Consider the following 12,926-nt stretch of genomic DNA (forward strand, 5'->3'; position numbering starts at 1 on the left):
GAAACACACCCTCTTCTCAAGGGGCACGTTTCACGTGAAACGTGCCCCGAATCGAACTCAGTGCGCGGCCTCGGCGAGGTGCTGGGTTCCGATCCGCTTGCGGAACACCCAGTAGGTCCACCCCTGGTAGAGCATCACGACAGGCGTGGCGACAGCCGCGCACCAGGTCATGATCTTCAGGGTGTACGGGCTCGACGAGGCGTTGGTCACCGTGAGGCTCCAGTCCTCGTTCAGCGTCGAGGGCATGACGTTCGGGAAGAGCGTCAGGAACAGCATCGTCACGGCGGCCACGATGGTGACGCCGGACAGCGCGAACGACCACCCTTCCCGTCCGGCCTGGTTCATCACGAGCGCCGCGACCAACGCGACGACCGCCACGACCAGGGCGACCAGACTCTTGCCGTCACCGTGGTCGGCCTGCGTCCAGAGCAGGAAGACCAGCGCGAGGACGGCGGTCGCCAGGCCGACCTTGAACGCCAGCTTCCGAGCCCGCTCCCGGATGTCACCGACGGTCTTGAGGGCCGTGAAGACCGCCCCGTGGAAGGTGAACAGGGTCAGGGTGACCAGACCGCCGAGCAGCGCGTACGGGTTGAGCAGGTCCCCCAGGCCGCCGACGTACTCGAAGTTCCGGTCGATCTTCACGCCCCGCACGATGTTGCCGAAGGCCACACCCCACAGGAACGCGGGCAGGAGCGACGTCCAGAAGATCGCGTGCTCCCAGTTGCGCTGCCACCGCTCCTCCGGCCGCTTCACCCGGTACTCGAAGGCGACGCCCCGCACGATCAGGCAGACGAGGACGAGCAGCAGCGGCAGGTAGAAACCGGAGAAGAGCGTGGCGTACCACTCCGGGAAGGCGGCGAAGGTCGCGCCGCCCGCCGAGAGCAGCCACACCTCGTTGCCGTCCCACACCGGACCGATGGTGTTGATCAGCACCCGCCGCTCGGGCCGGTTGCGGGCGAGCAGCTTGGTGAGGACACCGACCCCGAAGTCGAAGCCCTCCAGGAAGAAGTAGCCGATCCACAGGACGGCGATGAGGACGAACCAGACGTCGTGCAGTTCCATGACTGTGCAGCTCCCTCGGCCTAGTACGAGAAGGCCATCGGCTTGTCGGCGTCACGGGCCTCGCCGCCGATCTTCGTGGGCGGGTTGAGGTCGGCCTCGGTGAGCTCGGGCGGGCCGGCCTTGACGTACTTCACGAGCAGCCTGACCTCGATGACGGCGAGGACCGCGTACAGCACGGTGAAGGCGATCATCGAGGTGAGGATCTCGGCCTGGGAGACACCGGGGGAGACCGCGTCGCGGGTCTGCATCACGCCGTAGACGACCCAGGGCTGGCGGCCCATCTCGGTGAAGATCCAGCCCCAGGAGTTGGCGATCAGGGGGAAGGCCATCGTCCAGAGCGCCAGGAGCCAGTACAGCCGGGTGAGCCTCGTCCCGAGCGGCTTCTTCAGCAGCACCAGATGCGGCACTTCGTCGTCCGCGGTCCGCAGGGCGGCCGGCAGCATGAACTTCTTCCGGGTGAGCCACAGGCCCAGCAGTCCGAGGGCGAAGGACGCCATACCGAAGCCGATCATCCAGCGGAAGCCCCAGTAGGCGACGGGGACGATGGGCTTGTAGTCACCGGGGCCGAACTTCTCCTGCAAGGCCTTGTTGGTGTCGTTGATGCCGGGCACGTACGACTCGAAGTCGCTGTGGGCCAGGAAGGACAGCAGGCCGGGTATCTCCAGGGCGACCTTGTTGTGCCCCTTGTCGACGTCCCCGTACGCGAAGACGGAGAAGGGCGCTGGCTCCTCGCCGTCCCAGAGCGCCTCGGCCGCGGCCATCTTCATCGGCTGCTGCTCGTACATGACCTTGCCGAGGGTGTCGCCGCTGACCGCGGTGAGCATCCCGCCGACCGCCAGGGTGACCAGACCCAGCCGGAGCGACGTCCGCATCTCGGGGATGTGCTTCTTGCGCATCAGGTGGTAGGCGGCGATGCCCACCATGAAGGCGCCGCCTGTCAGGAAGGCCGCCGAGAAGCTGTGGAAGACCTGGTTGAGCGCGGTGTTCTGGGTGAGGACCCGCCAGAAGTCGGTGAGCTCGGCGCGGCCCTTCGCCTCGTTGATCCGGTAGCCCACGGGGTGCTGCATCCACGAGTTGGCCGCGAGGATGAAGTACGCCGACAGCAGCGTGCCGATCGAGACCATCCAGATGCACGCCAGGTGGATCTTCTTGGGCAGCTTGTCCCAGCCGAAGATCCACAGGCCGATGAAGGTGGACTCGAAGAAGAAGGCGATCAGGGCCTCGAAGGCCAGCGGAGCACCGAAGACGTCACCGACGAAGCGCGAGTAGTCCGACCAGTTCATGCCGAACTGGAACTCCTGCACGATGCCGGTGACCACGCCCATCGCGATGTTGATCAGGAACAGCTTGCCCCAGAACTTCGTCGCCCTGAGGTACTTCTCCTTCTCCGTGCGCACCCACGCCGTCTGCAGGCCTGCCGTCAGAGCGGCCAGCGAGATCGTCAGGGGGACGAACAGGAAGTGGTAGACGGTCGTGATGCCGAACTGCCAGCGCGCCAGAGTCTCCGGCGCCAAAGCCAGGTCCACGTCGCCGCTCCTTACCTCGCTTGTGAAAGCGTTCACATTCACAAGCAATTATGCCGCATACCCGTTCGAGGCCCGGCGGGCGGGGGTCCCTTGAGCGTGGAGACCGCCCTGACCTGCAAAAACAAGGCAGAAGCGACGGTGGACAGGCATACGGAAGGGCGCCTCGGTTCCACGTGAAACCGAGGCGCCCGCGACAGCGACCCGCGCCCTCTTGTGGGCCCCCTCCAGAGGGACCACCACCCGTGCGGAGACCGCCCTACAGCCCCTTGCGGAACCCTTCCGTCACCTTCAGGAGGATGTCGTTGGCCTCCGTCTCCCCGACGGTCACCCGCACGCCCTCGCCGGGGAACGCCCGGACCACGACACCGGCCTGCTCACACGCCGCCGCGAAGGCGACCGTCTGCTCACCGAGCCGCAGCCACACGAAGTTCGCCTGTGTCTCCGGCACTGTCCAGCCCTGCTCCCGGAGCCCCTGGACCACCCGCTGGCGCTCACAGACCAGGGAGCCGACCCGGCCGAACAGCTCGTCCTCGGCCCGCAGCGAGGCGATCGCCGCTTCCTGCGCGAGCTGGCTCACACCGAACGGCACCGCCGTCTTGCGCAGCGCCGCCGCCACCGGTTCGTGGGCGATCGCGAAACCGACGCGCAGCCCGGCGAGGCCGTAGGCCTTGGAGAAGGTGCGCAGCACGCAGACGTTCGGCCGCTGCCGGTACAGCTCCACGCCGTCCGGCACCTCGGGATCGCGGATGAACTCGCGGTAGGCCTCGTCCAGCACCACCAGCACATCACCGGGCACCCGGTCGAGGAACCGCTCCAGCTCCGCCCGCTTCACGACGGTGCCCGTGGGGTTGTTGGGATTGCAGACGAAGATCAGCCGGGTCCGCTCGGTGATCGCGTCCGCCATCGCGTCCAGGTCGTGCACATCCCCCGGCGTCAGCGGTACCCGCACCGAGGCCGCACCGCTGATCTGGGCGATGATCGGATACGCCTCGAACGACCGCCAGGCGTACATGATCTCGTCGCCCGGACCCGCGGTCGCCTGCACCAGCTGCTGGGCGACTCCGACCGAACCTGTGCCGGTCGACAGGTGGGAGACGGGCACGCCGAAACGCTCGGCCAGCTCGTTCACCAGGCCGGTGCAGGCCATGTCCGGATAGCGGTTGAAGGACGCGGCGGCTGCCGTGACCGTCTCCATCACCCCGGGCAGCGGCGGATAGGGGTTCTCGTTGGAGGACAGCTTGTAGGCCACGGGACCGCCCGCCGCGGCCGGCTTGCCCGGCTTGTAGGTGGGGATCCCCTCCAGCTCGGCGCGCAGCTTGGGGCTCGTCTCGCTCACCGCAGTCCTCCTCGTGACCACCACCGCGTTCAATACTGCTCACCTTAAGAGGATTCGGCGCGGGTGCGAACAGCTGTGGCCGAGCACCCGGGCACGGCATCCCGCCTGCCGCCCCCGGTCCCGCCCCGGTCCCGCCCCCAGTCCCGGCCCCGCCCCGTCCCGGCGCGCCGCATCAGTGGCATCACCACACCAAGGCGTACGAAACGGGGGCGCGCCCTACATATATCTACGCGCCGGTAGCTCGCTCCGTGGCGCGCGTCCCTCGTGCAGGTGAGTTGAGACCTCTTCGAGACATCGGTGCGTTGGCAGGCTCATCCCTGCCCACACCCCACGTCCTGGCATAGGACCCTTGAAATGGCTTGCTTTCAAAGGCATTTGACCTCTAACGGCCATGCAGAAACGTGCCTGTCAACGCGTGCATATGCGTCCGCCCTACCCCACCGGATGAGCCCTACTATCGGCTCGCCATGACAGCAGCAGGGAAGCACCAGGTGAGCCGCGCGGAAACTTCACGCCGAGGCGGTCGGCCGGGCCGAGCGGGCATCAGGGACGTGGCCGCCGCCGCCGGAGTCTCCATCACGACCGTCTCCGATGCCCTCAACGGCAAGGGCAGGCTCCCCGACGCCACCCGACGCCATGTCCGTGAGGTCGCCGACCGACTGGGCTACCGGCCCTCGGCCGCGGCCCGAACCCTCCGTACCGGCAAATCCGGCCTCATCGGCCTGACCGTGACCACGTACGGGGATGAACCTTTCACCTTCACCGAGTTCGCGTACTTCGCCGAGATGGCGCGTGCCGCGACCTCCGCGGCCCTGGCCCGCGGCTACGCGCTCGTCATCCTGCCCGCGACCTCCCGCCACGACGTGTGGTCGAACGTCGCCCTGGACGGCACGGTCGTCATCGACCCGTCCGACCAGGATCCCGTGGTCAGCGAGCTGGTCCGGCAGGGTTTACCCGTCGTCTCCGACGGCCGGCCGGCCGGCGCTCTCCCGGTCACCGCCTGGGTCGACAACGACCACGAGGCCGCCGTCCTCGACATCCTCGACCACCTCGCCGACGCCGGCGCCCGCCGCATCGGCCTGCTCACCGGCACCACCACCGACACGTACACCCACCTGTCGACCAGCGCCTACCTGCACTGGTGCGAACGGGTCGGCCAGGACCCCGTCTACGAGGCCTACCCCGCCCACGACCCCTGCGCGGGCGCCGTCGCCGCCGACCGGCTGCTGGCCCGCCCCGACCGCCCCGACGCCGTCTACGGCCTGTTCGACCCCAACGGCACCGACCTGCTCGCCGCCGCCCGCCGCTACGGGCTGCGCGTCCCGGAGGACCTGCTGCTGGTGTGCTGCAGCGAGTCCACCGTGTACGCCAGCACCGAACCCCCCATCACCACGCTCTCCCTGAAACCGCGCCGCATCGGCACGGCCGTGGTGCAGCTCCTCATCGACGCCATCGAGGGCGTCGAAGCGGACCAGCCCGTCGAGCAGGTGATACCGACCGAACTGATCGTGCGTACCTCGTCCCAGCGACGCACCCAGCGGACGACGGTCAGTCCACCGCGGGCGCCCGAGGAGACGTAAGGACCGGCGGGCACGTCCCCCGCGGGGACGCCCCCGGGGCCGGCCGGGGCACGGGACGCGCGTCAAGACCCCGTGAGACCGGCGCCCGACCGGGAACGGCGTACGGGCCGGGAACGGCGTACGGGCCGGGAAGGGCGTACGAACCGGAAAGGCCTACGAGCCGGAAAGGCGTACGGCGGCCCGCCGCTGCGGGCGCCGGACGGCCCACGACATCGGCGACAGGAGGCCCGCGAGACCGCGGTAGCCGCCCCGGACACCGGCGACGGGAGCCAGGACACGAGCGACGACCGGGCGCGGATTCGGCCTCGGGGAGCCTTCGTACGTACCCTGGACTCCGATCGTGACGTCAGAGGTGCGTGGGGCGAGGGTGTGGGCACGGTGTGCGCCGGGTGCGCACCGACTGCCGAAGCCCGCCCCAATCGGGGCGAAAGCCGCGGTGAACTGGAGCCTTGCTCCGATTCACCACCCCTGGGTCATCACACGGCACGATCCGCATTCCTATGATGGGCCCACGGCACCGCGGGCCGTTGGGACCAGGCAGTCCGAGGCGGTGCAGATGCGGCGCGATGGTGGAGGGGTCTGATGACTCAGGGGGCCGGTCAGGGACCCGAGGTGGAGCGGACGGCGACGTTGCGCGACTTCCGGGTGCCCGCGTACGTCCACGAGACCGGTCCGTACGCCCACAGCACCCATCCCGGGAACGCCGCGCCGCCCCTCGAGGAGCCACTGGAACACCCCGAGGGCTACACGCCCACCCAGCGCGATCTGCCCGTCATCAACCGGGGCGACACCCTCCAGGTGACCGTGGACCCGGCGGCCGTCCAGGCCCCAGTGCCCGCGAACGGCCCCGGTCCGCTGTTCGTCGTCGGTGACGTGCACGGCTACCTCGACGAGCTGGTCGCCGCCCTGCGGGAGAAGGGCCTGATCGACGCGGCCGGCCACTGGTGCGCGGGCACCGCCCGGCTGTGGTTCCTCGGCGACTTCACCGACCGCGGTCCGGACGGCATCGGCGTCATCGACCTCGTGATGCGGCTGTCCGCCGAGGCCGCCGCGGCCGGCGGCTACTGCAAGGCCCTGATGGGCAACCACGAGCTCCTCCTCCTCGGCGCCAAGCGCTTCGGCGACACCCCGGTCAACTCCGGTGCGGGCACCGCCACCTTCCAGGCGGCCTGGCTGCTCAACGGCGGCCAGAAGTCCGACATGGACCGCCTCCAGGACCACCATCTGCAGTGGATGGCCCGCCTCGACGCCGTCGAGGAGGTCGACGGCCACCTGCTCGTCCACTCCGACACCACCGCGTATCTCGACTACGGCGACTCGATCGAGGCGGTCAACGACACCGTCCGCGAGACGCTCACCCGCAACGACGCGGACGAGGTGTGGGACCTGTTCCGCAAGTTCACCAAGCGCTTCTCCTTCCGCGACGAGGGCGGCGCCGACGCCGTCCGCTCCCTGCTGGATACGTACGGCGGCACCCGTATCGTTCACGGCCACAGCCCGATTCCGTACCTGACGGGCGAGGTCGGTTCCGAGGACGATGACGACGCGTCCGGCCCGGTCGTCGAAGGACCGCACGTCTACGCGGACGGACTGGCCATCGCGATGGACGGCGGCGTGACGATGGCCGGAAAGCTGCTGGTCCAGCAACTGCCGCTCACCGACTGACCGTTCACGCGCCCGCCGTCCCCCGCGTCGGACGCGCCCGGCGACCCCGCAGGCCAGGGGCCAATTTCCGCGAACCCCCTGTTACCCCGGGCCGTCGCCGCTCTACCATCGGCTTATCCGTAGCAGGCTCCCCTCCGTTTCTGCCCGACGGCTCGTTGGCATGCGAGCCCCAAGCCCTACGGAGCATCGGGGGATGCACATGAACAGCGTTCCGCAGCACCTGCACAGCGAGGACCGCCAGGAGTACGAGCGGGTCCTCGACGAGGCGCTGCGCTCCGCACCACACCACCCGGAACTGACCGCTGTCGGACAGCGGCTCAACGCCGAACAACTGCGCACCATGGCGCTCAACGCCACCGCTCTCATCACGGCGGCCGCTGCGACCGAGTACCAGCACTACGTGAAGGTCCGCGAGGAACTGCGGCGTCCGACGCCGTCCACCTCGTCCTCACCCACCCAGGAGTCCGGCCACGGCGAGCCGGACGTGGGCGGGATGGGGCTCGCCGCCACCATGGGCGACGCGGCCCAGGCCGCCGAGGCCGCCGGGGCGGGCGCCGTGGCCATCGCCGCCGTCCTCACCCCCGTCCTCGCCGGCACCGCCGCGGTGATCTTCCTGCTCGTCGGTTACATCCTCAAAATGCTCGACCCCGGACAGTCGTTCGCCCAGGCCATACTCACCACCGGTTGGGCCTTCGGAGCCATCGCCGCGGCCGCGATCCTCGTCGCCACCGTGGGACTCCTCCTCACCGCCCTGCGCAACCGGCCGACCCTGGAGGCCGGTCCGTACGCCGAACTGAGCGAGGAGGTGGCCCGCGCCCGGGAAGCCTGGCGAGAAGCCCTGCTGAAACGGGGCATAATGCCGTTCCTGCGCGAGGCCCTCGTCAACCCGGGCACGGCCGCCGCACTGCATAGCGACCCGGCCCCACAGGCACCCCCCGGCCGTCTGCCGAAGATCGGCTACGACCGTCCGGGCTTCAGCAGCCCGGACGACGGGCGCTCGACCGGCTCCCGTCCGAGCTACACCAGCCCGGACTACACCAGCCCGGACTTCGGAGGGCCCGAACACCAGCCGGAATAGGCCCACGGCTTGCGCCCCCCACCGAAGGGGACGCAAGCCGTACACCCGGCTGGGTACGGGCCAGCCCACCCGGCCCGCACCCTCACCTCAAGAAGCGTCTCGCGCCACCGGCACACCTACGGCCTCCGCCGGCACAGGCCGAGCCACGAGCCAAGCGGTGGGCCTGGCCGCAGGACAGCCTCGCACCGCCCCGGGCCACTGAGCCTTCGGTATCAGTCCGCGAGCGGCAGATAGACCCGGTTGCCCGCCGCCGCGAACTCCTGCGACTTCCGCGCCATCCCTTCCTCGATCTCCGCACGCGATCCCCCGTGTTCACGGCGGATGTCCTGGGAGATCTTCATCGAGCAGAACTTCGGCCCGCACATCGAGCAGAAGTGAGCGGTCTTAGCCGGTTCGGCCGGCAGGGTCTCGTCGTGGAACTCACGGGCCGTGTCCGGGTCGAGGGCAAGATTGAACTGGTCCTCCCAGCGGAACTCGAAGCGGGCGTCGGACAACGCGTCGTCCCACTCCTGCGCACCGGGGTGCCCCTTGGCGAGGTCGGCCGCATGGGCTGCGATCTTGTACGTGATGACGCCGGTCTTGACGTCGTCACGGTTGGGCAGGCCCAGGTGCTCCTTCGGCGTGACGTAACAGAGCATGGCCGTGCCCCACCAGGCGATCATCGCGGCACCGATACCGGAGGTGATGTGGTCGTACGCCGGCGCGACGTCCGTCGTCAGCGGGCCGAGCGTATAGAACGGAGCTTCATCACAGATCTCCTGCTGAAGGTCGATGTTCTCCTTGATCTTGTGCATCGGGACATGTCCCGGGCCCTCGATCATCGTCTGAACATGGAAACGCTTCGCGATCCGGTTGAGTTCCCCCAGGGTGCGCAGTTCCGCGAACTGCGCCTCGTCATTGGCGTCGGCGATCGAACCGGGCCTGAGGCCGTCTCCGAGCGAGTACGTGACGTCGTAGGCGGCGAGGATCTCGCAGAGCTCCTCGAAGTGCTCGTAGAGGAACGATTCCTTGTGGTGGGCCAGGCACCACGCCGCCATGATCGAGCCGCCACGCGAGACGATGCCGGTCTTGCGGTTCGCGGTCAGCGGGACGTACGGCAGACGGACGCCCGCGTGGACGGTCATGTAGTCCACGCCCTGCTCGGCCTGCTCGATGACGGTGTCCTTGTAGATCTCCCAGGTCAGTTCCTCGGCCTTGCCGTCGACCTTCTCCAGTGCCTGGTACAGCGGCACCGTGCCGATGGGAACAGGGGAGTTGCGCAGCACCCACTCACGGGTGGTGTGGATGTTGCGACCGGTGGACAGGTCCATGACCGTGTCCGCACCCCAGCGGGTCGCCCAGGTCATCTTCTCGACCTCCTCCTCGATGGAGGACGTCACCGCCGAGTTGCCGATGTTGGCGTTGACCTTCACCAGGAACCGCTTGCCGATGATCATCGGCTCGATCTCCGGGTGGTTGACGTTCGCGGGCAGGACCGCACGGCCCGCCGCGATCTCCTCGCGCACCACCTCGGGCGCCACGTTCTCCCGGAGGGCCACGTACTCCATCTCGGGTGTGATCTCGCCGCGGCGCGCATACGCGAGCTGGGTGACCGCCTTGCCGTCCCGGCTACGGCGCGGCAGTCGGGGTCGTCCGGGGAAGACCGCGTCCAGGTTCCGCAGGCCGCCGCGCGGCGAGGTGTGCTTGATGCCGTCGTCCTCGGGACGGACGGGGCGGCCCGCGTACTCCTCGGTGTCCCCGCGGGCGATGATCCAGTTCTCCCGCAGCGGCGACAGGCCCCTGCGGACGTCGGTCTCGACGAGCGGATCGGTGTACGGGCCGGACGTGTCGTACAGCGTGACCGACTGCCCGTTGGTGAGATGCACCTGACGGACCGGCACCCGCAGGTCGGGGCGCGCGCCCTCGACATACGCCTTGTGCCAGCCGATGGACTTCCCAGCCTCCCCATTGGCGGAGATCTCGGCAGAGATCTCCGTGGAGGCAGGCGTGCGTGCGTCCTTGATGGTCATGAGACCTACTCCCTACGCCGGCATTACCCGGTAACAGGTTCAGCGGTCGACGCAGCGGCTACCGTCTGCCGACGTTTCATGTGAAACATCACTTGGTTCCAGTGACGTTCCACGTGAAACATCGCGAAGACGGAGGTCAGCGCCCTCTCAGCCCGGTGCTCCGAGCTCCCGCGTGTGCAAAGGTTGCCCCCACGCTAGCGGCAATTCGGGCGCGGTGACCAGGGGGCCCCTGTCGTTCTTGCGATGATCGGTCGGTGACCACGACACACCACCCCCCGTACCCACCACCCGAACCGCATCGCGGACCGGGTGCCGGAAACGGTCCTGATTCCGGTCCGGGTCCAGGGCCACGTCCCGGGCCACGCCCTCACCCAGCTTCAGCTCCGGGTGCCGGTCACGGTCCTGGGACCGTTCCTGGCTCCGGGCCTGAGGCCAGTCCCTCTGCCCAGGGCGGGAGCGCCCCGGGGTCCGGGTACGGAGACGGCCGCCCCGGCTTCGGCGGCGGGCACGGACCGGTCGGTCCCCGCAACGGCGGACACGGACCGGGCAGCTCCCACCACGGCGGGCACGGCCATGGGCATGGGCCGGGTGGCGGACTCGGCGGTGGACACGGTGGCGGTCCGGGCGGCGGACATGGCCCCGGTCCTGGCGGCGGAGGGCACGGCCCGGGCTCCGGCGGAGGGCACGGGCACTCGCACAGCCACGGCCCGGCCGCCCCTGTCTCCCAGCATCTGCGCAAGGTCATCGCGGCCGTTCTCATCCCGTTCGCCGTGGCCGTGCTCGCCGGCCTGGTCGTGCTCTGGCCCGGCGGTGCTCCGCCGCACGAGCGCACCGGGGTGGGTTTCGACCGGCAGACGCAGCATGCGACGGTCACCAAGGTCGTGAGCGTCAGCTGCTCGTCGGTGAACGCCTCGGGCGCCACCGCGACCGGCGACACCTCGACGGCCGAGGGTTCCTCCGCGGAGCAGCAGGAGAACGGCACCTGCAAGCGGGCGACGATCCGGGTGGACACCGGCGACGACAAGGGCCGTACGTTCACGGAGATCGTGCAGCCTGACCAGTCACGGCAGTTGCACGAGGGCCAGAAGGTCGTGGTCGCCTACGAGCCCTCCGCGCCGAAGGACCTGCAGTACTCGGTCACCGACGTGAACCGCCGTGTCCCGTTGGCGGTGCTCGCCGCCATCTTCGCCGTCGCCGTCGTCCTCGTCGGGCGGCTGCGGGGCGTGATGGCACTGGTTGCACTGGCCATCAGTTTTTTGATCCTGAACTTCTTCATCCTGCCCGCGATCCTGCAGGGCTCGAACCCGCTGGTCGTGGCGGTCGTGGGGGCGAGCGCGATCATGCTGATCGCGCTCTACCTGTGTCACGGACTCTCGGCCCGCACCTCGGTCGCGGTGCTCGGGACACTCGTCTCGCTGCTGCTGATCGGTTTCCTGGGCTCGTGGTTCATCGACTGGGCCGCCCTGACCGGCAACACGGACGACAACACCGGCCTGATCCACGGGCTGTATCCGTCGATCGACATGAGCGGTCTGCTGCTCGCCGGCATCATCATCGGTTCGCTCGGTGTCCTGGACGATGTGACGGTCACCCAGACGTCGGCGGTCTGGGAACTGCACGAGGCCAACCCCTCGATGGGCTGGCGCGGGTTGTACCGGGCCGCCATCCGGATCGGCCGCGACCACATCGCGTCGGTGGTCAACACGCTCGTCCTCGCCTACGCCGGCGCCGCGCTGCCTCTGCTGCTGCTCTTCTCGATCGCCCAGAGCAGCGTCGACACGGTCGCCAACAGCGAACTGGTCGCCGAGGAGATCGTGCGCACCCTGGTGGGCTCGATCGGTCTGGTCGCGTCGGTGCCGGTGACCACGGCCCTCGCGGCCCTGGTGGTGTCGGCCGACCGTCCCGGGCCCGGGGCGGCCACCGAGGCGGCACCGGTCGTGGCGGCGGACTCGGCGGCGGCCGGTACGACGGGCGCCGCTCCGCAGCTCTCCCGGGGTGGCAGGGGGAGACGGCGCAAGCGCTGACACGACCAGCGGTCCGAGCCGGCAGCGGCGACCGGCTCGGACCACCGAGAAGAAGCGTTACTGCAATGACTCGGCCCCTGCTGAAGCGTTACGCCAGCGCTTCAGTGCGCACCGCTCAGCCGGCGCTCTGCTCCTCCGCCAGAATCCGGTCCAACGCCTCGTCCAGATGGGCGTCGAAATCGGCCAACGCGCCCTCCTGGCCCAGCGGCACCAGCTTGTCCGTGCGATCGAGGAAGGCTACGAGCGGAGCGGTCGAGGAACGGAAAATGGCCTGATCGCCACCGACCTGAAGCCGGATCAGGATTTCACTCAGGGAATCCGGGTCGACCGGAGAGACCCGTACGTCTCCCTCGCCGCACGGTCTGCCCACCCCGTCGATGAGCAGCTCCCGCCCGAACGCCCATGTCACCGGGGCATCACCGGGAAGGTGGAAAGTGAGCCGGACGGCGTAAGGATCACAGGTGGCGTAGCCCAGCTCCACAGGGATGCGGAACGAGAGCTCCTCCGAGACGAGAAAGCTCATCATGACCTCTGCCTGGACTGCTTGCACGGACTCTCGCATCGCCTTACCCCGTCGTGGCCGTCGGTTGGCTGGGATTGAACCCCTGACTGTCAGGGCATCTTGCTGAAAGTGCACGGCAGATCA

At 69.0% G+C, this 12,926-nt stretch carries 9 protein-coding genes and 1 riboswitch; of the genes, 4 read left to right on the forward strand and 5 right to left on the reverse strand.

What is annotated here, in order from left to right; genetic code table 11:
* Positions 1–57: 57 nt before the first annotated feature.
* The 3 genes from cydB to hisC form a co-directional block, all read right to left on the reverse strand.
* Positions 58–1,062 (reverse strand): cytochrome d ubiquinol oxidase subunit II, encoded by a 1,005-nt coding sequence (gene cydB / locus ACFYWQ_RS24235; RefSeq protein WP_389518947.1) that lies wholly within the window; start codon positions 1,060–1,062, stop codon positions 58–60.
* Between the two features lie 20 nt (positions 1,063–1,082).
* On the reverse strand, positions 1,083–2,588 hold the full coding sequence (locus ACFYWQ_RS24240) for a cytochrome ubiquinol oxidase subunit I (protein WP_389518948.1): 1,506 nt from the start codon (positions 2,586–2,588) through the stop codon (positions 1,083–1,085).
* Positions 2,589–2,844: 256 nt separating this feature from the next.
* Complete coding sequence (hisC, locus tag ACFYWQ_RS24245) at positions 2,845–3,924, reverse strand: histidinol-phosphate transaminase (RefSeq protein ID WP_389518949.1); 1,080 nt, start codon at positions 3,922–3,924, stop codon at positions 2,845–2,847.
* 467 nt (positions 3,925–4,391) lie between these two features.
* On the opposite strand from hisC, the gene ACFYWQ_RS24250 reads away from it, so the two are divergent.
* From ACFYWQ_RS24250 to ACFYWQ_RS24260, 3 genes are all read left to right on the forward strand, one after another.
* Positions 4,392–5,504, forward strand: coding sequence for a LacI family DNA-binding transcriptional regulator (locus ACFYWQ_RS24250; RefSeq protein ID WP_389518950.1), 1,113 nt, complete (start codon positions 4,392–4,394; stop codon positions 5,502–5,504).
* Between the two features lie 582 nt (positions 5,505–6,086).
* Complete coding sequence (locus ACFYWQ_RS24255; protein ID WP_389518951.1) at positions 6,087–7,169, forward strand: metallophosphoesterase; 1,083 nt, start codon at positions 6,087–6,089, stop codon at positions 7,167–7,169.
* 193 nt (positions 7,170–7,362) lie between these two features.
* Complete coding sequence (locus ACFYWQ_RS24260; RefSeq protein ID WP_389518952.1) at positions 7,363–8,247, forward strand: hypothetical protein; 885 nt, start codon at positions 7,363–7,365, stop codon at positions 8,245–8,247.
* A gap of 212 nt (positions 8,248–8,459) precedes the next feature.
* On the opposite strand, the gene thiC is transcribed toward ACFYWQ_RS24260, so the two are convergent.
* The gene (thiC, locus tag ACFYWQ_RS24265; RefSeq protein WP_389518953.1) at positions 8,460–10,256 is read right to left on the reverse strand and encodes a phosphomethylpyrimidine synthase ThiC; all 1,797 of its coding nucleotides are present in this window, start codon (positions 10,254–10,256) and stop codon (positions 8,460–8,462) included.
* A riboswitch (TPP riboswitch) is annotated at positions 10,249–10,438 on the reverse strand. Its footprint overlaps the gene before it by 8 nt.
* Positions 10,439–10,510: 72 nt before the next feature.
* Between thiC and ACFYWQ_RS24270 the strand changes: the two genes are divergently transcribed.
* Positions 10,511–12,280, forward strand: a complete 1,770-nt coding sequence (locus tag ACFYWQ_RS24270; RefSeq protein WP_389518954.1) for a YibE/F family protein — start codon at positions 10,511–10,513, stop codon at positions 12,278–12,280.
* A gap of 115 nt (positions 12,281–12,395) precedes the next feature.
* Here ACFYWQ_RS24270 and ACFYWQ_RS24275 read toward each other — a convergent pair whose 3' ends face one another.
* Entirely contained in the window at positions 12,396–12,842 is a 447-nt protein-coding gene (locus ACFYWQ_RS24275) for an SsgA family sporulation/cell division regulator (protein WP_389518955.1), read from the reverse strand.
* Positions 12,843–12,926 lie beyond the last annotated feature (84 nt).

The organism is Streptomyces sp. NPDC003247 (assembly GCF_042888135.1).
In the GTDB taxonomy this organism is placed as follows: domain Bacteria; phylum Actinomycetota; class Actinomycetes; order Streptomycetales; family Streptomycetaceae; genus Streptomyces.